Genomic DNA, 20440 nt, shown 5'->3' on the forward strand with positions numbered 1-20440 from the left:
CGAGGCGCCACCATGTCGACCGAACTCACCACCAACGCCACCGCCACAGCCGGCGCGAGAAGTCAGGCGCTCGGGCGCTTCCTGTCGCGCTACGGCATCCTGCTGTCGTTCATCATCCTGTTCGTGATCCTCTCCTTCGCGCATCCGAACTTCCTGTCGACCGCCAACCTGATGAACGTGCTGCGGCAGGTGTCGATCAACGGCATCCTCGCCATCGGCATGACCTTCGTCATCCTGACCGGCGGCATCGACCTGTCGATCGGCTCCGTTTTGGCGCTGACCGGCGTCGTCGCCGGCAGCCTGGTGACGGGGGCGGATCCCTACAATCCGGCGATCGCCTTCCTGGCGGCGGTCGGCGTCGGCGCGCTGTTCGGCGCTGCCAACGGCACGCTGATCGCGCGCTTCTTGGTGCCGGCCTTCGTCGTCACGCTCGGCATGCTGTCGATGGCGCGCGGCGCGACGCTGCTCTATTCGAACGGCCGGCCGATCCCGAACCTGTCGCCGGAATTCCGCTGGCTCGGCCAGGGCTTCGTGCTCGGCATTCCGGTGCCGGTGATCGTCTTCGCGATCGTCTTCTTCGCCGCCTGGATCACGCTGCGCTACACAGTCTACGGCCGCTGGATCTACGCCGTAGGCGGCAATGTGAAGAGTGCCAAGACGAGCGGCATCCCGACCCGCACCGTCATCTTCTCGGCCTATCTGCTGATGGGGGCGCTCGCCGGCCTCGCCGGCCTGATCCTGACGGCGCGCACCACCTCGGCGCTGCCGCAGGCCGGCCTTGGCTACGAGCTGGACGCCATCGCGGCGGTCGTCATCGGCGGCACGTCGCTGACCGGAGGCGTCGGCTCGGTCGTCTACACGCTGATCGGCGCGCTGATCATCGGCGTGATCTCGAACGGCCTCGATCTGATGGGCGTGTCGTCCTACTACCAGCAGATCATCAAGGGCGCGATCATCGTCGTCGCCGTCCTGATCGACCGCTCCAGGAACATGAATGCTTGAAGGCATCCGCGCGCCCGCGTGCGGTGAGTGATGAACCATGACTGAGGGAGGAAACTGAAATGACAATCAACACCTGGACCCGGCGCGGTCTCGGCATGCTGGCGGGCGTCGGTCTCGCGGCGCTCGCGGTCGGCCAGGCAGCCGCCGCCGATCCCGTCCGCATCGCGGCGATCGTGCAGAGCCTCGACACCGAGTTCAACGTGCTCTGGGCCAACGCCGCCAACAACCATCCGCTGGTCAAGGACGGCACGGTCAAGCTGACCGTCCTCGACGGCCGCATGGACGCGCTGACCCAGTCGAACCAGTTCGATACGGCGATCAGCGAGAAGTACGACGCGATCGTCTTCGTGCCGGTCGACATCGACGCCGGCAACGATCCCGTCCAGCGCGCCAAGGATGCCGGCGTCACGGTGATCGGCTCGAACACGCTGATCTCGAACACCGACCTCTACAACGCCTATATCGCGTCGAACGACGTCGAGGCCGGCAAGCTGCTCGCCAAGTCCGTCTTCGACAAGATGGGCGGCAAGGGCAATGTCGTCATCGGCGAGGGCATGATCGGCCAGTCGGCGCAGGTGCAGCGCCTGCAGGGCATCGAGGAGACGCTCAAGGATTATCCGGAGATCAAGGTTCTCGAGCAGAAGACCGCCAACTGGTCGCGCGCCGAGGCCCTGTCGCTGATGGAGAACTGGCTGACGGCGCATGCCGGCCAGATCAACGGCGTCATCGGCGAGAACGACGAGATCGCCATCGGCGCGCTGGAGGCGATCAAGGCGCACGGCCTCGATCCGAAGACCATCCCGGTCGCCGGCGTCGACGGCGTTACCGACGCGCTGCTCGCGGTCAAGCGCGGCGAGATGATGTCGACGTTGCAGGATGCCGACGCGCAGGCCCAGGGCGCCATCGACCTCGCCATCGCCGCCAAGCAGGACGGCTATGTGCCCAAGGCCGCGGCGTGGGATGTCAATGGCGGCAAGCTCGCCTGGGAAGGCGGCAAGCAGCAGCACTATTCCGTGCCGTGGATCCCGGTCACGCTCGAGAACGTCGACGGCCTTCTCGAAATGCGCAAGACGCAGTAAGCAAGCACTGCATCCCCTGGATGCAGCCAGCATCAAGGGAGGCGGTCATCGCCGCCTCCCGGCTTCCATCGGATGGGCACGACCTGACCGATGGCAGCATCCGAGTCGTATCAGAACGAGTTCCCGATCTTGGCAACGCCGCAGTCCGTCCGCTACCTGAACGAAATCCGGGCGCTGAACGCGCTGTTTCGAAGCGGCGGCATGAGCCGGGCGGATCTGGCGCGCATGCTCGGCCTGAACCGTTCGACGACCGGCAACATCATCGCCAATCTGATGGCCGACGCGCTGGTCGTCGAGCGCCCGAATGGCGGGCGCGGCGAGGGCGCCGCGAAGACCGGAAGGCCCGGCATCAACATCGAGATCGACCCCGCCGGCGCCACCTTCCTCGGCGCCGAGATCGGCGTCGATCGCCTGACGGTGGTCGCGATCGACCTCGCGGCGCATGAGTTCCGCCGCGTCTCGACGCCGTTTCCCGTCTTCGACCAGCCCCTCGACGAAGCGCTCGACCGCATCGTCGCGATGCTCGCGGAGGTGATCGACAGCCTCTCCGACGTCGCGCGGCTCCGCGGTCTCTGCGTGACGCTGCCGGCGCTGCTCGACGCCGACGGCAAGGTGATCAACGCGCTGATCATCGGCTGGCGCGACGTCGACCTGAAGACGCTGATCAGCGGCCGCCTGGCGGCGCGCTTCCCCGGCCTCGAGCTGCCGATCTCGGTCGAGAACGACGCCAACGCCTTCGCCATAGCCGAGACCTATCGCGACAGCTCGCACAGCGCCGAGACGGTCGCCTTCCTGCTGATCGAGAACGGCGCCGGCGGCGGCATTGTCATTGGCGGCCGGCTGTTCCGGGGTTCGACCGGCTTCGCCGGCGAGTTCGGCCAGATCGTTCTCGGCAGCGAAGGCTTCTATGGCGGCCGGCACAAGCCCGGCCACCTCGAGAGCTATATCGGCAAGGATGCGGTGCTGGCGCGCTATCGCGCCAATGGCGCCGATCCGAACGCCGATCTCGACCAGCTCCTCGCCGCGCTGGAGGCGGGCGACGCGATTGCGGTCCGCACGGCGCGGGAATGGGGCGGCGGCCTCGCGATCGGCCTGATCCAGCTCTCCAGCGTGCTCAACCCGGGCGTGATCATTCTCGGCGGCACGGTCGCGCCGCTGTTCCGCTTCGTCGCGGAGGAGGTCGAGGCCGCCATGCGACGCGAATTCCTCGAGGGCTTTCCCATGCCGAAGATCGAGATATCGGCGCTCGGCCTCGAGGGGCCGGCGCTCGGCGGCGCGCTGATCATGCACCAGCGCATGTTCTCGATCGACGAAAGCGCGATCTATGCGAGCGCGCAGCCGATCAACCTCTTTCAGATCTGACGGCCCGCGCCGTCGCAACCATGTCGTCGGCGTCCACGGTCCGGACGCGCCGGGAGGGAACTACGGATGATTGAAGGCAAGATCGTCACCATCGGCGAGATCCTCGTCGAGATCATGGCGACCACGCTCGGCCACGGCTTTCTTGAGGCGCAGACGCTGATCGGTCCGTTCCCGAGCGGCGCGCCGGCGATCTTCATCGACCAGGTCGGCAAGCTCGGCCATCCCGCCGCGATCGTCTCCGCCGTCGGCGACGACGATTTCGGCACGGTCAATCTCGAGCGGCTGAAGCGCGACGGCGTCGACATCTCGGCCGTTGCGATCCATCCCGGCGCCGCGACCGGCAGCGCATTCGTGCGCTATCGGCCGGATGGCGGCCGCGACTTCGTCTTCAACATGCGCGACAGCGCCGCCGGTCGTATCGCCGCGACGCCGGAGGCCCAGGCGGTGCTCGCCGAGGCGGGCCACCTGCACGTGATGGGTTCGGGCCTGCCGGTGCCGGCCGTCCATGCCATGGTCAGCGCCTCCATCCCGGCGCTGAAGGCGCGCGGCGGCACGGTGTCTTTCGATCCCAACATCCGCGTCGAGATGCTGCGCGACCCGGCCGGCAAGGCGGCTTTCGAGGCGGTACTCGCGGCGACCGATCTGTTCCTGCCGTCCGGCGAGGAACTGGCGCTGTTCTCCGGCGAGGCCGACGAGGGTCGGGCGGTCGCCGCCCTGCTCGACGCCGGCGTGCAGGAGATCGTCCTGAAGCGCGGCAAGGCCGGCGCCAGCCATTTCGACCGCAACGGCGTCACTCATGTTCCAGGCTTCGTCGTCGAGGAGATCGACCCGACCGGCGCCGGCGACAGTTTTGGCGCGACCTATCTGGTCGCCCGGCGCCTCGGCAAGTCGGTCGAGCAGTCGCTCCGCTACGCCAACGCGGCCGGCGCGCGCACCGTCACCGTCAAGGGCCCGATGGAAGGCACCTCGAGCTTCGCCGAGCTCGACGCCTTCATCGGCACGACCCCGGTGGGAGACGCCCGATGAGCCTTCTTTCCCAGCTCGCGCACGACTACCAGGCCGGCCGCGTGCACGGCATCACCTCCGTCTGTTCCGCCCATCCCGCCGTCATCCGCGCGACGCTGCGCGAGGGCGTGCGGACCGGCGCGACCGTGCTCATCGAGGCGACCTGCAATCAGGTCAACCACGAGGGCGGCTACACCGGCATGAAGCCGGCCGACTTCCGCCGCTTCGTCGAGGGCATCGCGGCGGAGGTTGGCTTCGACACGGCAAAGCTCATTCTCGGCGGCGATCATCTCGGCCCCAACCCCTGGCGTTCGCGCCCGGCCGAGGAAGCGCTCGCCAAGGCCGAGATCATGGTGGCGGCCTATGTCGCCGCCGGCTTCAACAAGATCCATCTCGACGCGTCGATGGGCTGCGCCGGCGAGCCGGAAGGGCTCGACGACGAGACGACGGCGCATCGCGCGGCGCGGCTGGCCAAGGTGGCCGAGAGGGCGGCGCGCGAGGCCGGCGTTCCCATGCCGCTCTACATCATCGGCACCGAGGTGCCGACACCGGGTGGGGCGCTGCACGAGCTCGACGACGTGCCGCCGACCGCCGCGGCCGCCGCCAAGAAGACGATCGCCACGCACCGCCGCGTCTTTGCCGAACAGGGGCTTTCGGACGCCTTCGACCGCGTCATCGGCCTTGTCGTGCAGCCGGGCGTCGAGTTCGGCCATGAGAGCGTCGTCGTCTACCGGCCGGAGCGGGCCCGCGAACTGATCGCGGTCCTCAAGGACGAGCCGCAATTCGTGTTCGAGGCGCATTCGACCGACTATCAGCCCGAGGCGGCGCTGGCGGCACTTGTGCAGGACGGCTTCCCGATCCTGAAGGTCGGCCCCGGCCTGACCTTCGCGCTGCGCCAGACGCTCTACGGGCTCGATCTGATCGCCTCCGAGCTGGACGCGTCCTATGGCGGGCGGGCGCTCGCCGGCGCGATGGAAGAACTGATGCTGGCGGAGCCGGGCAACTGGCAGCGCTACTATCCCGGCACGCCGGACGAGCAGCATGTGCTGCGCCATTACAGCTACAGCGACCGCATCCGCTATTACTGGCCGCACGAGCAGGCCGAGCAGGCCGTCGCACGGCTCATGCAGACGCTGGACGGACGCACGATCCCGCTGCCGCTGATCGCGCAGTTCCTGCCGGAGGAGTTGGAGGCGGTGACCAGCGGGGCATGCGAGGCCACGGCGGCCGCGCTCGTCGAGCGTGGCGTCGAACGGGTCATCGCGGTCTATGCACGCGCCTGCGCGGCCGGCCGATAGGGCAGGCCTCAGGGGCAGATCACGTTGGTGGTGCCGGCGGCTCCCGTCGACACACAGGATGTGAGGCCTTCGGGCGTATCCTGCGTGGTCTGGCAAGCCGTCAGGCAGACCGCGCAGACCATCAGTGTCATGAAGAGCTTCATCGTCACCTCCCTGCAACCGCTGGTGAGGATAACTCGGCTCTGCCGGTGCCGCGTCAAGGGGCACCAGCCAGGTTCCGCGAAGGGCGAGGCAGGGAGGGCCGCCTGCCGCCTCAGCCGAAGCGCTTGCGGAGTTCGTCCGCCTGTTCCGGCGTCAGGGGACGGGTCGCCTCGCCGCGCAGCATCAGGAAGAGCTTGGCGGTCTCCTCCAGTTCCTCCGTCGCGTACATCGCGTCCTCGAGGCTCTTGCCGGCGACGACCGGGCCATGATTGGCGAGCAGCACGGCGTGGTGCTTCTCGGCGAGCTTCTCGACCGCGAGGGCGAGGCTCTCGTCGCCCGGCGGGTGGTAGGGCACCAGCGGCAGCCGGCCGACGCGCATCACGTAGTAGGCGGTCAGCGGCGGCAGGCAGTCATGCTCGTCGATGCGGTGCAGGCAGGATACCGCGACCGAATGGGTCGAATGCAGGTGCACGACGGCCTCGCAGGTCGGGCGCTGGCGGTACATCACCTGGTGCAGGAAGGCTTCCTTGGTCGGCTTGTCGCCGCCGACATGGTTGCCGTTGGCGTCGATCTTCGACAGCCGGGCTGGGTCGAGGTCGCCGAGCGAGGCATTGGTCGGCGTCATCAGCCAGCCGCCATCGGGCAGCGCGACGGAGATGTTGCCGGTCGAGCCGAAGGTGAGGCCGCGCTGGAACAGCGAGGCGCCACACTTGCAGATGCGCTCGCGAAGCGCGGATTCGGTCGTCGAGGGGGCGATCACTGCAGGGAACTCCAGGCCTTGAGGAAGAAGTCGGGCGAGCCGAAATTGCCGGATTTGAGCGCCAGCGCAACGTCCGGGCCGGAACGGCTGCGCGTCCACGGCACGCCGGGATCGATTTCGGGCCCGATCGAGAGCGCCTTGACGCCGAGCGCGTTGACGACGGCGCCCGAGGTCTCGCCGCCCGCGACGAGCAGGCGGGTGAAACCCTTTTCGGGCAAAGCGGCGGCGACGCTCGCGAGCAGATCCTCTACGAGCGCGCCGGCCTTGTCGCGGCCGAGCTTTTCCTGCACGGCGCGGACGCTGTCCGGATCATCGCTCGAATAGACGAGCGGGGTCGCGTCCGCCGGCTGCGCCACCAGCCAGTCGATCACGGACTCCGGCGTGAGGTCGCCGGCCGCGATCGCGAGCGGGTCGACGCGGAAGGTCGGCACGCCCGCCTTGCTGGCGGTCTCCACCTGTCCGCGTGTCGCGGTCGAGCACGAGCCGGCGAGGATGGCGCCGCGTCCGGCCGGCGCGGCGATCGAGGTGGCGGGCGGGGTCAGCGCATCGATCAGCCCGGCGTCGCGATAGGCGGCGGGCAGGCCGATGGCGATGCCCGAGCCGCCGGTGACCAGCTCCAGGTCGACCAGTGCCTTGCCGATCTCGCGGAGGTGCGAATCCCTCAGCGCGTCGACGATGGCGATGCGTTTTCCCGCCGCCTTTTCACGCGCGAAGGCGGCGGTGATGGCGGGCGCGCCGGTCTCGACATCGGCATAGGCGACGAGGCCGACCGGCAGTTCCGTCTGTCGCTGCAGCACGCGGCGAAGATCGGAATCGCGCATCGGCGTCAGCGGGTGGTCGCGCATCGAGCTCTCGTCGAGCGGCACGCCGTTGACGAAGAGGTGGCCCTGATAGATCGAGCGGCCGGTCGCCGGGAAGGCGGGGCAGGCGATGGTGAAATCCGCGCCGAGACGCTTCAGCAACGCCTCGGCCACCGGGCCGATATTGCCCTCGTCGGTGGAATCGAAGGTCGAGCAATATTTGAAGAACAGCCGTTTCGCGCCGTTGGCGAGCAGCCATTCGGCCGCGGCGAGCGACTGGGCGACCGCGTCGGCGGCGGGAATAGTGCGCGACTTCAGCGCGATCACCAGCGCGTCGACCTCGGCGAGATCGAGATCGCCTTCCGGCAGGCCGGTGCTCTGCACGGTCCGCAGGCCCTCGCGCGAAAGCATCAGGGAGAGGTCGGTCGCCCCGGTAAGGTCGTCGGCGATGCATCCAAGCAGCATGCGGTAGGTCCTTGCGGTGTTTCGGCGGCGGGCACGCCCGGCGATGACAGTCTCAGGATCGACGCGATTGGATCGGCGCGTCAATCCGGAAGGGGAAGCGAGGCCCGGCCGGTGTGGCAAGGCACTATTTCCGCCTCCGAGGCTTGACGACGACCCGGCCGCGTCGGGATACTTGCTATTGTTAGCGCTGTCATGCGGATTTCGCAATCGCCATGACAGCGCTAACATCGCGACGGTGAGGTTCAGGGCGGTCGCGGTTTGTCAAAAGCGGGAGGCGTCATGGCCGGCGCGGGAAGCGTTGCCGGCGCGGGCGCCGACGGGAACCGTGGAAGGATGGCAGGGTGACGTCGCAGGATGGAGCCGGAAGGCGGGTCTCGGTCATCGGGCTCGGCTCGATGGGATATGGCATGGCGCGGTCGCTCGCGAAGGCGGGCTTCGCCGTCACGGGCTACGATGCGCGCCCCGACGTGGTCGCGCGTTTCGCGGCCGAGCACGGCTCCGGCGCGGCGTCGCTTTCCGAGGCGGCTTCCACGGCCGACGTGATTGTCATCGTCGTCGTCAATGCCGACCAGACGCATCAGGTGCTGCTGGGCGAGGGCGGCCTGCTCGCCTCGGCGAAACCCGACGCTGTCATCGTCTCCTGCGCGACCATGGCGCCGGAGCGGGCGCGGGCGCTTGGTGACGCGGTGACGGCGAGCGGGCGGCACTATGTCGACGCGCCGATTTCCGGCGGCGCGGCGCGGGCGGCCGAGGGCGCGCTCACCATGCTGGTCTCCGGCCCGCCCTCCGCGATCGAGCGGTCGCGCGCGGTGCTCGACGCACTTTCCGCCAAGCTATACCTGCTCGGCGACGAGGTCGGGATTGGTGCATCCTTCAAGATCGTCAACCAGTTGCTGGCGGGGGTTCACATCGCCGCCGCCTCCGAGGCGATTGTCTTCGCCAAGCGGCTCGGCCTCGATATCGACCGGGTCTATGAGGTGATCACCGCCTCGGCCGGCAATTCCTGGATGTTCGAGAACCGCATGCCGCATGTTCTGGAGGGCGACTACGCGCCCCGGAGCGCGGTCGAGATCTTCACCAAGGATCTCGGCATCATCGCCGACATCTCCCGCTCCGAACAGTTCGCGACGCCGATCGCCGCCTCGGCGCTGCAGATGTTTCTGATGACGGCGGCGGCGGGAATGGGCAAGGATGACGACGCCTCCGTCGCCCGACTCTATGCCCGGATCGCCGGGATTGACCTGCCCGGCGCCCCCGCCAAGACAACCAACCCCAAGGATTGATCCGCAAATGCCGCGTTTCGCCGCCAACCTCTCGATGATGTTCAACGAGTGGTCGTTTCTCGACCGCTTCGCCGCCGCCGCGGATGCGGGCTTCAAGGCCGTCGAATTCCTGTTTCCCTATGATTTCTCGCCCGAGGACGTCGCCAGGAGGCTGGAGGCGGCCGGGCTGACGCAGGCGCTGTTCAACCTGCCGCCGGGCGACTGGGCGGCGGGCGAGCGCGGCATCGCGGCGCTCCCGGGCCGGCATGACGAATTCAGCGCCTCGGTCCTGAAGGCGCTCGACTATGCGCTGGCGACCGGCGTCAAGCGGCTGCACATGATGTCGGGTCTGGCGCCGAGCCATTCCGCCGAGGCGGGTGAGGCCTATCGCAACGCGGTTCGCATGGCCTGCGCGACGATGGAGCCGCACGGCATCGACATCGTGCTCGAGCCGATCAACCGGCGCGACATGCCGGGCTATTTCCTGAATGATTTCGGCATGGCGGCGGCGATCATCGACGAACTCGGCCTGCCCAACCTGAAGCTGCAATACGACATCTATCACCGCCAGATCCTGCATGGCGACGTCAGCAAGAGCCTGGAAGAGTTGATGCCGATCATCGGCCATGTGCAGATCGCCTCGGTGCCGCTTCGCAACGAGCCGGGCACGGGCGAACTCGACGATTTCCGCATCTTCGCGCTGCTCGACACGCTCGGCTATGACGGCTTCGTCGGCTGCGAATACCGCCCCGCCGGCGCGACGCTGGACGGTCTCGGCTGGATGCAGAAGACGACGCTGCGCTGAGTGGCGCTACCTGACGATGAAGCAGGCCGGGGCAGGCGACTGCCCCGGCCTTTTTTGCGCGACGGCGAGGTGACGCCCGCTGCGCTGCGAGGCGTGACGCCAGATGGAGGGCAGTGAGCGGGGCGAGCCCACTCTTGCCCCCCCATGCAACCCTACCTTCGCCGTCATCCCGGGCTTGACCCAGGATCCATGCGGCCGAAGCGGTGGCCGCGCGAGGCTCCCGAAACCCCGGCTGAATGGATCCCGGATCTCCGCTTCGCCGCGTCCGGGATGATGGCGAGGGTGGGGCGTCGCGCGGCGCATGCTGGCTAGGGTTGCCTGGCAACGTCATGGCGTCGGCTCGACACACGAAACGACATGTGCGCCAGCCGGGGCAAGGCGAGGGCGGACGATGCGATGATCAGGCTGCGCCTGCTGAAGATGTTCATTGGGTTCCTCCCCGCTGTTCTGGTTTCTGCGTCGTTTTCATGCGGCCGAATGGCGTGCGGGCCAAGGACACCGAGTGCCGCCGGGCGCAGGCGCGAAAAGGACCGTCAGTCTATCATGTCGGCACAGGCCAACATCTTGCGACATGGCAACCGGGCTACGGTCGAAAAAGCGCAAGGGCCGTCCGCCGATTCTGACGATTCATACGGGTGGACGAGCGAAAATATTCGCTGAGGCAAGTATAGTTTTGCAGGAGATCCTGCGGCTTTCGTCGTTCTCCAGCTTTCGTGCCGGATTGACGTAGCGCCTTGCCCCGGATGGGTGATCCTCTACGCGATAGAGCTCAGGCTATTGTGCGATGAATATCGTCGTCAAGCGGAATTGGAGGGAATTTCATTTCGTTTTATGGCGCGTTGACTAATCGGATAGCGCTGTCATAGTCGAATGCAAGCTCGCGATCTGACGAGCCGCTAGGGGAGGGAAGACATGTCTGAAGACAAGCATTCGCAGTCCCGTCGTGATTTCATGCGCGTGGCGAGCCTGTCGGCCGCCGGCGGCGCCGCCGCCATGCTGGGCGGCCTCGGCATCAGCCCGGCCATGGCCCAGGAAATGGCCGCCGCGGTCGGCCGTTCCGACAAGCCGCTCAAGGCCGCTTTCTCGAACGCCGGCCTGCAGGCCACCTGGTGCGCGCAGGGCAAGCAGGCGGCCGAACACTGGGGCAAGCTGTTCAACGTCGAGGTCACCTGGTTCGACGGCCAGCTCGACGCGGTCAAGCAGCGCGCCGCGATCGACAACATGGCGTCGCAGAAGTGGGACTTCGTCGCGATCCAGGCCTTCGGCATCGGCACGCTGATCCAGCCGGTGCAGAAGATGATCGACGCCGGCATCCCGGTGATCGACATGGACACGCTGATCGCCCCGCTCGACAAGATCAACGTCCACACCTTCCTGGCCCCGAACAACGAGTTCATGGGCGCCGCGGTGACCCAGGCCCTCGTCTCGAAGCTCGGCGGCAAGGGCAAGATCATCATGACCCAGGGCGCCCTTGGCCATACCGGCGCGCAGGGACGCGCCGCCGGCTTCAAGTCCGTGATCGCCAACAACCCCGGCATGGAAGTGCTCGACGACCAGCCGGCCGACTGGGACGTCACCAAGGCCTCGCGCCTGTGGGACACCTATCTGACGAAGTATCCGCAGATCGACGCGGCCTTCTTCCACAATGACGACATGGCGCTCGCCGCCTACAACGTCATGAAGTCGCGCGGCCGCACCGACATCCTGATCGGCGGCGTCGACGCCATGCCGCCGGCGATCGCAGCGGTCGCCGATGGCCGCATGTACGCGACCGTCCGCAATCCGTCCTCGCGCATCCATGGTGGCGCCATCGTCGCCGGCGTGGCGGCCGTGGTCGGCGGCGAGAAGAGCGGCGAGGGCATTCCGAAGAGTGTCGTCACCGACGGTCCGGTCGTCACCAAGGACAATGCGGCCGGCATGCAGTGGATGCAGAACCACTTCCTGATCTGATCCGCCCATACGCCCGGCGACCGCGCGAGCTCCGGCTCACGCGATCGTCGCGGCGGCCCCGCAGGCTGCCTTGTCGGCCGGTCGAACCCGGCCGGCGCGGTGACGCGTGCGCGGCGTTCCGAGACACCGAATGCGGTGACATTGATGACGTCTGAAACGACCGTCCCGTCTGGCGACACGCCCCGCCTGCAGATGCTCGGCATCTCCAAATCCTTCGGCGGCGTGACGGCGCTGCGCGACGTGGACTTCACGCTGCGGGCCGGCGAGATCCATGGCCTGGTCGGCGAGAACGGCGCCGGCAAGTCGACGATGATGAAGATCATCGCGGGCGTGCATACGGGCTATGAAGGCAAGATGCTGATCGACGGGCAGGAGGTGCATTTCCGCTCCGCCCGTGACGCGCTCGCCGCCGGCATCGGCATGGTGCATCAGGAACTGAGCATCATGCCCGACCTCTCCGTCGGCGAGAACGTGTTCCTCGGCAAGCAGCCGCTGACCGCCGCCGGCACGGTCGACTGGCGCGGCATGATGAGCGCCGCGCACGAGCAGCTGAAGAGCCTCGGCATCGATGTCGATCCGAAGACACGGATGGGCGACCTGCCGATCGGCCTGCAGCAACTGATCGAGCTGGCGCGCGTGATCTTCTCCGGCGCGCGGATCATCATTCTCGACGAGCCGACCTCGGCCTTGTCGCCGCCGGAGGTGCAGGTTCTCTTCGACGTGCTGAAGGGGGTGCGCGCCAGCGGCCGCAGCATCGTCTTCATCTCGCATTTCCTCGACGACATCCTGTCGATCTCCGACACGGTCACGGTGTTCCGCAATGGCCGTCTCGTCGTCACGCACGGCGTCGAGGGCATCGACAAGGGCTGGCTGATCGAGAAGATGATCGGCACCGGCCACCAGGACCTCGAAGAGAGCTACACGGGCAACATCGCGCTCGCCTCGCGGCCGGATGCGCCGGTGGTCCTCGCGGCGGAAGGGCTCAGCTATGGGCGCGCCTATTCCGATGTCAGCTTCGACGTCAGGGCGGGCGAGATCCTCGGCATCTACGGCTTCATGGGCTGCGGGCAGATCGAGCTGGCGCGGACCCTCTTCGGCAAGCTGAAGGCCGACAGGGGAACGCTCTCGATCGGCGGGCGGATGCGTCGGCTGCGCAACACCACGCAGGCCCGCGAGGCGGGCATCGCCTTCGTGCCGGAGAACCGCCGCTCGATGCTGTTCTACGAGCAGCCCGTCTACAAGAACGTGTCGATCAGCATTCTCGGCCGCATTTCGCGGCTCTGGCTGAAGCCGAAGATCGAGCGCTCGATCGCCCGCAAGCATGTCGAGAGCCTGCATATCCGGCCGCCACGCGCCGAGGTGCAGCTGGGAGCGCTTTCCGGCGGTAACCAGCAGAAGGTGGCGCTGGCGAAATGGCTCACCCACCGACCGAAGGTGCTGGTGTTGAGCGAACCGACCCGCGGCATGGATGTCGGCGCCAAGGATGACGTGGTCAAGATCGTGCGCCAGCTGCGCGACGAGGGGCTCGCCGTGATCGTCGTCTCGGCCGAGCCGGAGACGGTGCTGTCACTCGCCGACCGCGTGCTGGTGATGAAGAAGGGGCGGATCGTGCGCGAATTCGCCAATGAGACGATCAGCAAGGACCGGCTGCTCGAAGCCGCCTGAGAAGGATTTGACATGACGGTTCAGCAAAGCAGTTCGGCCCACGGGGCGTCGCGGTCCGGCAACTTCCTGCGCAACCAGATGCGCAACATCGCGCCTTTCGCGACCCTGATCCTGCTGATGATCTTCTTCAGCATCGCCAGCCCGTCCTTCGCGACGATCGACAATGCGTCCAACATCCTGACGCAGATCTCGGTGACCGGCATCATGGCCGTTGGCCTGACCTTCGTCATCCTCTGCGGCGAGATCGATCTCTCCGTCGCCTCGATCGCCAATGCCACCGGCATCGTCGTCGCGTTCTTCACCCTGCAGGAAGCCTATGTGAACATCGCCAACGTGCCGCTGCCCGGCTGGCTGGCGATCGTCTTCGCGCTCGCAGCCTGCGTCGCGCTCGGCCTGGTCAACGCCGTCGGTACGACCGTCATCGGCATTCCGTCCTTCATCATGACGCTCGCCATGATGCAGATCGGCGCCGGCATCTGCGCGCTGCTGGTGCGCGGCCAGATCGCTTACAATGTGCCGGACCTCGTGATGACGCTCGGCTCCGGCCGGGTCTTCGGCTTCCCCGCCATCGCGCTGGTGCTGATCGCCTTCCTGATCGTCGGCCACCTGACGCTGAGCTACACGCGCTTCGGCCGCTACATCTACATGGTCGGCGGCAATCGCGAGGCGGCCGAATATTCCGGCGTCAACGTCAAGCTGGTGCTCGGCGCCGCGCTCGTCATCTGCGCGGTCTGCTCCGGCATCGCCGGCATGCTCGGCGTCGCCCATTTCGGCAGCGCCCAGCAGAACGAGTTCGATGGCTACCTGCTCGACGCGATCGCGGCGGTCGTCGTCGGCGGCACCAGCCTGTTCGGCGGCCGCGGCGGCATCGGCAACACCATCGTCGGCCTCTGCGTGCTGGGCGTGCTCAATAACGGCCTCGATCACATCCAGATCGACAGTTTCCTGAAGATCCTGATCCGTGGCCTGATCCTGCTCGCCGCCCTGATCGTCAACGTCTACGTGCAGAACATCCGCACGGTCGAGCGGGCGGAGGGTGCATGATCCGACAGGCATCGGCACCCAACACGGACCTCATGAAAAGGCTGCAAGCGTGACGACGGAAGCAACCCATCAGCCGCGCCACGGCGCCCTCTATCCGAGCCTTGCCGGCAGCACGGTGCTGGTCACCGGCGGCGGCAGCGGGATCGGCGAGGAAATCGTCCGCCAGTTCGCGCGCCAGGGCTCGAAGGTCGGCTTCATCGACATCATCGAGGAGCCCTCCAAGGCGCTGGTCGCAGAACTCGAGGCCGAGGGGCGCGTGGTCCGTTTCGAGCGGGCGGACCTGACCGACATCGACGCGACGCGCGCCGCGATCGAGCGGATCCGGGAGGCGCTCGGCCCGGTCGAGATGCTGATCAACAACGCCGCGCATGACCAGCGCGCGACGATCGACGAGATCACCCCGGAATTCTGGGACTCGCGCCAGGCCGTGAACCTGAAGCACCAGTTCTTCTGCGCCCAGGCCGTCTACAAGGACATGGTGGCCAAGGGCGGCGGCTCGATCGTCAATGTCGGTTCCTTCGCCTATGTCGCCGGCGTGGAGGGGCTGACGCCCTATCTCGCCGCGAAATCCGGCGTCATCGGCCTGACGCGCGGCCTGGCGCGCGAACTCGGCGTGCACGGCATCCGGGTCAATTGCGTGATGCCGGGCTGGATCATGACGCAGCGCCAGCTCGATCTCTGGGTGACGCCCGAGGTGGAACAGGCGATCTATGCGCGGCAATGCCTGAAGCGGAAGATCTATCCGGCCGACATCGCGCGGGTGATCCTGTTCTTCGCTTCCGATGAATCCGGCGCCTGCACCAATCAGAGCTATGTCGCCGATGGCGGCTGGACCTGAGCGCGGCGCCGATCGCGGGACATGCGGACGCGGCGATCCATGCTATTGAGCCGGGTCCGCAATCGACGGGCGGGTTCAAGGCTGGAAGCGTCGCATTCATGATCGTGAAGAGCACCTACACGCTGGCGGATGTCGCCAGCCGTGCCCAAGTCAGCGAGATCACCGTTTCACGCGTCCTGCGCAACAAGGCGTCGGTGGCCGAAAAGACGCGCGAGCGCGTGCTCGCCGTTGTCCGGGAGATGGGCTACGTGCCGAATCGGATCGCCGGCACGCTGGCTTCCTCCGGGTCAAACCTGATCGGCGTGGTGCTGCCTTCGCTGTCCAATGTGGTGTTTCCGGACGTGCTCCGGGGCATCCACGAGTCGCTCGCGACCTCCGGCTACCAGCCCGTCATCGGCGTTACCGACTATGACCTCGACGCGGAGGAGCGGCTCGTCGCGTCGCTGCTTTCCTGGCAGCCGGCGGCGATGATTCTGTCGGGGCTGCACCACACCGACTACACCGTCGAAATGCTCAAGCGGTCCGGCGTGCGGATCGCCGAGGTCATGGACATCGACTCGCCGCCGCTCGACATCGCCATCGGCATGTCGCACCGGCAGGCCGGCGTCGACACGGCGCGGCATCTTTATCAGCGCGGCTATCGCCGGTTCGGCTATGTCGGCCATGGCCGGCAGCGCGATCTGCGCGCGGCCCGGCGCCATGAGGGCTTCCGGCAGGGCCTGATCGAGTTCGGGCTGTCGCTGGTCGGCGAAGTCTTCTCGGATGGGCCAAGCTCGACCCTTGCGGGGCGCGAGCTGCTGGAGCGGCTGCTGCGCGAGCATCCGGATCTCGACGCGGTCGTGTTCTCCAACGACGACATGGCGGTGGGCGGCATTTTTCACTGCTTCGCGGCGGGGATCCGGCCGCGCGAGGACCTGGCCCTGTTCGGCTTCAACGGCCTCGACATCGGCCAGGCGCTGCCGCAGCCGCTGTCGACCATCCGGTCGCACCGCTTCCTGATCGGCAAGCTGGCGGCGGAGATGATCCTGGAACCGCCTTCCCATCCCGGAAGCCCCACCATCCGCGATACCGGCTACGAGATCATCGAGGGCGCGACGGCCTGAGCGCCGCCCTCACTGCTTGACGATCGACGTGATCTTGTCGTCCGCCCCAAGCACGATGTCATACTGGACATAGCGGGTGCCGTCGTCGCAGGTGACGCGGACGACCCGGCGCTCGGGCGTCGAGACCTTGGTGTTGACGGCCATGTGGCTGACGCGGTCGCACCAATGGCCGGCGTTGCGGATGGCGCGGCCTGCCTGGCGCTCCAGCATGGTGGCGCTGGCCGAAAGGGGAACCATCACGACGGCGAGTGCCGACAGCGCTATGATCTTCATGGATCTGGTTCCTCGGCTTCCGGCCTCGCGGATCGCGCGTCTTACGCAAAGGGAAGAATAGCACGCCGTGGCTCGTCGGCCAGTCGCATCGCGTGCATCTGGGTGCAAGGGGCCCGCGCGATCTGGAACTTCGAGCAACTTAATGGTGTGGTTGCCTTGGTAATGATCCGATTGGCGATTCGCCGGGGGTGGGGTGGACATCTCGAAGCTCATGCACGTCGACCGTGCGATCTGGCTTTCCGGACTGCGAACCGCCGCGGCCGGCGGCCTGACCATGATCGTCGCCGAGGCGCTGGCCCTGCCGCAGGGCTACTGGGCCGTCATCTCGGCTGTCATCATCATCCAGAACCGGATCGGCGCCTCGTTGCAGGCCGCGGCGAGCCGCGTCGCGGGGACGCTGGCGGGTGGCGTGGTCGGCTTCGCCGTTGCCATGGTGACGCCCTCGACCCCCCTGGGCTCGCTGGCCGGGCTGGTCGTCGCTGTCGGCGTGCTCGGCATGATGGCGGCCCGCTATCCCAGCCTGCGCGTCGCGCCGGTCACGGCGGCTATCCTGCTGGTCAGCGCGCCGTCGCATGTGGATGTCACGATCTCGGCGGCGCATCGCATGATCGAGATCCTGATCGGCTGCGGCATCGGCGTGCTCGTCTCCCTGACGGTCGCGCCGGTGCGTTCCGACACCTGGATGCGCACCCAGGCGGCGGAGATCCTGTCCGGCCTCGCGACATTGTTCGGATTCAGCTACAGCGGCAAGGACGATGGCCGGGATGCCGATATCGCCGCGGTGAATGCGACGCTCGACGAGAACTTCCGCTCGTTCAGCTCGCTGACGCAGGAAATCGCGGAGGAGCGGGCGAGCCATATTTCGCATGGCGGCGTCGATCCGGAGCGGCTGCGGCATGATCTGCGCGGCCTGCGGACTTCGTCGACGCTTGTCTTTCGTCTTGCGCGCCTGACGCCGCCGCCTGTCATCGCCGATGCGCTGGCGCAGCCGGTCGCCGACATGCGCGACGCGGTGCGCGCGGCCCTGCTCGGCTTGGGCGCCAGCCTGACCGCGCGCGAGGCTCCGCCCGCGGGAGGCGCGCTCGAACAGGCCTTCAATGCGTTCGCCGCCGCCGCGCAGGGCGTCGAGGCCCGTGGCGTGACGCTGGATGCGTCGGTGATCGCCTATCTGAACAATCTGTCCTTCGCGCTGGAGCAACTCCAGCATTCAATCGCGCGTCTCGCCGACTGCGTATCCGACATGGCGGATACGGACGTTGGCGCGACGCGCCGTTTCTAGCCTGAACACGGGAGAGGTGGGATGCAGCCATTGGATGTCATGTGGGTGGGCCTCGGGGGGGGCGCGGGGTCGTTGCTGCGCTGGTGGATCGGGCGCGTCGTCGGCGAGCGCTACCACGGCTCGTTTCCGCTGGGGACGTTCCTGATCAACATCACCGGCGCGTTCGTCATCGGCTATCTGTCCATCCTCTTCGGGGTGGATTGGCGGGATCGCTATGGGACCGTGCTGAACGCCGGTGTCCTGACCGGCATCCTCGGCGGCTACACGACCTTCAGCAGCATGCAGCTCGACGCCGCGAAGCTCGCCGGCGCCAATCGTCCCGGCCTGGCCGCAGGCTATCTGCTGGCATCCACCGTGGCCGGCCTGATCGCGGCCGCGCTCGGCGCCGGCCTCGCCTATCTGCAGCACTAAGAGGACAACGACATGATCAACCTCGTCATCCTCGTTTTCGTCGGCGGCGCGATTGGCGCCATGGCCCGCGAATTCCTCATGCTCAGCGTTCCGAATCTCGCGGACGGGTTTCCGATGCCGATCCTGGTCGCGAACGTCGTGGCGTCGTTCCTGCTGGGACTGGTCACGGGGCTACACAATCGCCGGGCCGTCAGCGACGACGTCAACACGATGGTCGGAACCGGCATCATGGGCGGCCTCTCGACTTTCTCGAGCTTCGCCTATGGCGCCTGGGTGCTGATGAACGGAGCGCCGGCCGGCGCGGCCGTCGCCATCCTCTATGTGCTGATCAGCCTGGTTTTGGGCTACTGCGCCGTCTTCGCCGGCCTGAAGCTGGGCGCGCGCGGCACCGCCTGAGATCCATCGACCGGCGTCCAGACATGCAAAAGGCGGCGGCGCTTTCGCGCCGCCGCCTTTCTTGTCTCGGATCGATAGGCGGTTGGCCGCCTGTGCGTCAGTTCGCGAAATACTTCTGCGTGCCGTGTGCCTCGATCGCGCCGGCGAGACGCGACAGGGCGTGCACATAGGCGGCGCTGCGGACCGTGATGCCACGCTCCTTGGCGATCGACCAGATCGCGCGGCCTTCGCGGTCCATCGTGTCCTGCAGGCGCGAGCGCACCTCCTCGGCCGACCAGTAGTAGCCCTGGCGGTTCTGCACCCACTCGAAGTAGGAGACCGTGACGCCGCCGGCATTGGCCAGGATGTCCGGAAGGACGGTGACGCCCTTCTTCTCGAGGATGGCGTCGGCCTCGGGGGTGATCGGGCCGTTGGCGAGCTCAAGCACGACGCGCGCCTTGATGTCGGCGGCGTTGTTCTTGTGGATCAGGTCCTCGAGGGCGGCCGGAACCAGGATCTCGCAATCGACCGCGGTGATCGCGCTGGCGTCGATCGCCTTGATGCCGTCGCTGCCGGCGAGGCCGACGACCGAGCCGATCTTCTTCGAGGCGAGCAGTTTGGCGACGTCGAGGCCGGCGTCGCAGTGGATCGCGCCCTTCGAGTCGGAGACGGCGACGATCTTGTAGCCGTCGGCGCCGAGCAGGCTGGCGATGTGCTGGCCGGCATTGCCGAAGCCCTGGATCGCGACGCGCGCGCCCGGCGTCAGGCCGAGCTCGGCGGCGAGGTTCTTGACCAGGTAGTAGCCGCCGCGCGCCGTGGCGTCGTCGCGGCCGAGCGAGCCGCCGAGCGCGATCGGCTTGCCGGTGATCACGGCCGGGGTCGATTCACCGACGATCGACGAGTACTCGTCGGCCATCCAGCCCATGATCATCGAATTGGTGTAGACGTCAGGCGCCGGGATGTCGCGATCCGGGCCGACGATCTTCGAGAAGGCCTGCATGTAGGCGCGCGACAGGCGCTCCAGCTCTGCCTTCGACAGCGCATGCGGGTCGACGCGGACCGCGCCCTTGCCGCCGCCATAGGGCAGGTTCATCACGGCGCACTTCATCGTCATCCAGAAGGCGAGGGTCTCGACTTCCTCGATGGTCGAATCCGGATGGAAACGGATACCGCCCTTGGTCGGGCCGCGCGTGTCGTCGTAGCGGCAGCGCCAGGCCATGAAGGACTTCCGCGAGCCGTCGTCCATGCGGATCATCAGCCGCACCTTGGTGGTCTCTCGGGGGTATTTGAGTTTCTCGAGGACGTCGCCATCCATGTGCAGATGCGCTGCAGCCTCGTCGAGGCGCGTCAGGGCCTGGTCGAGCATGGTGACGTCGGACATCCTTGCTTCACTCCGGTATGTTGGTTTCATGATTTTGCCCCCGGGACGGGTTGGTAGCCGGTTTATACGCCTCCTTTGGAATAGGGCAACAATGCTGACGAAATTTTTGGCATGATTGCCAAGGAAATGTTCAATATTCTGC

At 67.1% G+C, this 20440-nt stretch carries 19 protein-coding genes and 1 pseudogene; 15 read left to right on the top strand and 5 right to left on the bottom strand.

Going from position 1 to position 20440, the window contains the following annotated elements; genetic code table 11:
- Nucleotides 1–12 precede the first annotated feature (12 nt).
- From G539_RS0100620 to G539_RS0100640, 5 genes are all read left to right on the top strand, one after another.
- Nucleotides 13–1002: an ABC transporter permease gene (locus G539_RS0100620; RefSeq protein WP_029073501.1), complete on the top strand. Its 990-nt coding sequence runs from the start codon at nucleotides 13–15 to the stop codon at nucleotides 1000–1002.
- 59 nt (nucleotides 1003–1061) lie between these two features.
- Nucleotides 1062–2081, top strand: a complete 1020-nt coding sequence (locus G539_RS0100625; RefSeq protein WP_156911696.1) for a substrate-binding domain-containing protein — start codon at nucleotides 1062–1064, stop codon at nucleotides 2079–2081.
- 90 nt (nucleotides 2082–2171) lie between these two features.
- Nucleotides 2172–3443, top strand: a complete 1272-nt coding sequence (locus G539_RS23125) for an ROK family transcriptional regulator (RefSeq protein WP_051230943.1) — start codon at nucleotides 2172–2174, stop codon at nucleotides 3441–3443.
- 66 nt (nucleotides 3444–3509) lie between these two features.
- Nucleotides 3510–4469 carry a tagatose kinase gene (locus tag G539_RS0100635; protein WP_029073503.1) on the top strand — a complete coding sequence of 320 codons (960 nt, stop codon included), beginning with the start codon at nucleotides 3510–3512 and terminating at the stop codon, nucleotides 4467–4469.
- Nucleotides 4466–5746, top strand: coding sequence for a D-tagatose-bisphosphate aldolase, class II, non-catalytic subunit (locus G539_RS0100640; RefSeq protein ID WP_029073504.1), 1281 nt, complete (start codon nucleotides 4466–4468; stop codon nucleotides 5744–5746). The genes G539_RS0100635 and G539_RS0100640 overlap by 4 nt, the downstream gene beginning before the upstream one ends.
- Before the next feature lie 8 nt (nucleotides 5747–5754).
- On the opposite strand, the gene G539_RS27645 is transcribed toward G539_RS0100640, so the two are convergent.
- The 3 genes from G539_RS27645 to otnK all read right to left on the bottom strand — a co-directional run bounded on the left by G539_RS27645 (nucleotide 5755) and on the right by otnK (nucleotide 7912).
- Nucleotides 5755–5889, bottom strand: coding sequence for a hypothetical protein (locus G539_RS27645; protein ID WP_281173873.1), 135 nt, complete (start codon nucleotides 5887–5889; stop codon nucleotides 5755–5757).
- A gap of 110 nt (nucleotides 5890–5999) precedes the next feature.
- The gene (gene otnC / locus G539_RS0100650) at nucleotides 6000–6647 is read right to left on the bottom strand and encodes a 3-oxo-tetronate 4-phosphate decarboxylase (RefSeq protein ID WP_029073506.1); all 648 of its coding nucleotides are present in this window, start codon (nucleotides 6645–6647) and stop codon (nucleotides 6000–6002) included.
- Nucleotides 6644–7912 carry a 3-oxo-tetronate kinase gene (gene otnK, locus G539_RS0100655; protein WP_029073507.1) on the bottom strand — a complete coding sequence of 423 codons (1269 nt, stop codon included), beginning with the start codon at nucleotides 7910–7912 and terminating at the stop codon, nucleotides 6644–6646. Before otnK ends, otnC begins: the two co-directional genes overlap by 4 nt.
- Before the next feature lie 296 nt (nucleotides 7913–8208).
- Here otnK and ltnD point away from each other — a divergent pair.
- From ltnD to G539_RS0100690, 7 genes and pseudogenes are all read left to right on the top strand, one after another.
- A pseudogene (gene ltnD / locus G539_RS0100660) lies at nucleotides 8209–9195 on the top strand (L-threonate dehydrogenase); the annotation flags it as partial.
- Nucleotides 9196–9202: 7 nt separating this feature from the next.
- A complete protein-coding gene (gene otnI, locus G539_RS0100665) occupies nucleotides 9203–9979 on the top strand; it encodes a 2-oxo-tetronate isomerase (RefSeq protein ID WP_029073509.1) in 777 nt (258 codons plus the stop codon).
- 912 nt (nucleotides 9980–10891) lie between these two features.
- Nucleotides 10892–11929: a sugar ABC transporter substrate-binding protein gene (locus G539_RS0100670; protein ID WP_029073510.1), complete on the top strand. Its 1038-nt coding sequence runs from the start codon at nucleotides 10892–10894 to the stop codon at nucleotides 11927–11929.
- A 144-nt stretch (nucleotides 11930–12073) separates the two neighbouring features.
- The gene (locus G539_RS0100675; protein ID WP_051230947.1) at nucleotides 12074–13594 is read left to right on the top strand and encodes a sugar ABC transporter ATP-binding protein; all 1521 of its coding nucleotides are present in this window, start codon (nucleotides 12074–12076) and stop codon (nucleotides 13592–13594) included.
- 12 nt (nucleotides 13595–13606) lie between these two features.
- The gene (locus tag G539_RS0100680) at nucleotides 13607–14638 is read left to right on the top strand and encodes an ABC transporter permease (RefSeq protein ID WP_029073512.1); all 1032 of its coding nucleotides are present in this window, start codon (nucleotides 13607–13609) and stop codon (nucleotides 14636–14638) included.
- A 49-nt stretch (nucleotides 14639–14687) separates the two neighbouring features.
- On the top strand, nucleotides 14688–15476 hold the full coding sequence (locus tag G539_RS0100685; RefSeq protein WP_029073513.1) for an SDR family NAD(P)-dependent oxidoreductase: 789 nt from the start codon (nucleotides 14688–14690) through the stop codon (nucleotides 15474–15476).
- Nucleotides 15477–15574: 98 nt separating this feature from the next.
- Nucleotides 15575–16579, top strand: a complete 1005-nt coding sequence (locus G539_RS0100690) for a LacI family DNA-binding transcriptional regulator (RefSeq protein ID WP_029073514.1) — start codon at nucleotides 15575–15577, stop codon at nucleotides 16577–16579.
- 9 nt (nucleotides 16580–16588) lie between these two features.
- Here the strand turns inward: G539_RS0100690 and G539_RS0100695 are convergent, their stop codons facing one another.
- Nucleotides 16589–16852 carry a hypothetical protein gene (locus G539_RS0100695; RefSeq protein WP_029073515.1) on the bottom strand — a complete coding sequence of 88 codons (264 nt, stop codon included), beginning with the start codon at nucleotides 16850–16852 and terminating at the stop codon, nucleotides 16589–16591.
- 211 nt (nucleotides 16853–17063) lie between these two features.
- On the opposite strand from G539_RS0100695, the gene G539_RS25945 reads away from it, so the two are divergent.
- From G539_RS25945 to G539_RS0100710, 3 genes are read left to right on the top strand one after another with little or no spacing between them, the layout of a single operon-like run.
- On the top strand, nucleotides 17064–18131 hold the full coding sequence (locus tag G539_RS25945; RefSeq protein ID WP_156911698.1) for an FUSC family protein: 1068 nt from the start codon (nucleotides 17064–17066) through the stop codon (nucleotides 18129–18131).
- A 21-nt stretch (nucleotides 18132–18152) separates the two neighbouring features.
- A complete protein-coding gene (locus tag G539_RS0100705) occupies nucleotides 18153–18542 on the top strand; it encodes a fluoride efflux transporter FluC (RefSeq protein WP_029073517.1) in 390 nt (129 codons plus the stop codon).
- A 12-nt stretch (nucleotides 18543–18554) separates the two neighbouring features.
- Nucleotides 18555–18938 carry a CrcB family protein gene (locus G539_RS0100710; protein WP_029073518.1) on the top strand — a complete coding sequence of 128 codons (384 nt, stop codon included), beginning with the start codon at nucleotides 18555–18557 and terminating at the stop codon, nucleotides 18936–18938.
- A 97-nt stretch (nucleotides 18939–19035) separates the two neighbouring features.
- Here the strand turns inward: G539_RS0100710 and G539_RS0100715 are convergent, their stop codons facing one another.
- Nucleotides 19036–20298, bottom strand: coding sequence for a Glu/Leu/Phe/Val family dehydrogenase (locus G539_RS0100715; RefSeq protein ID WP_029073519.1), 1263 nt, complete (start codon nucleotides 20296–20298; stop codon nucleotides 19036–19038).
- Nucleotides 20299–20440: the final 142 nt, after the last annotated feature.

Origin of the sequence: Kaistia adipata DSM 17808 (assembly GCF_000423225.1) — a bacterium.
Classification (GTDB): domain Bacteria; phylum Pseudomonadota; class Alphaproteobacteria; order Rhizobiales; family Kaistiaceae; genus Kaistia; species Kaistia adipata.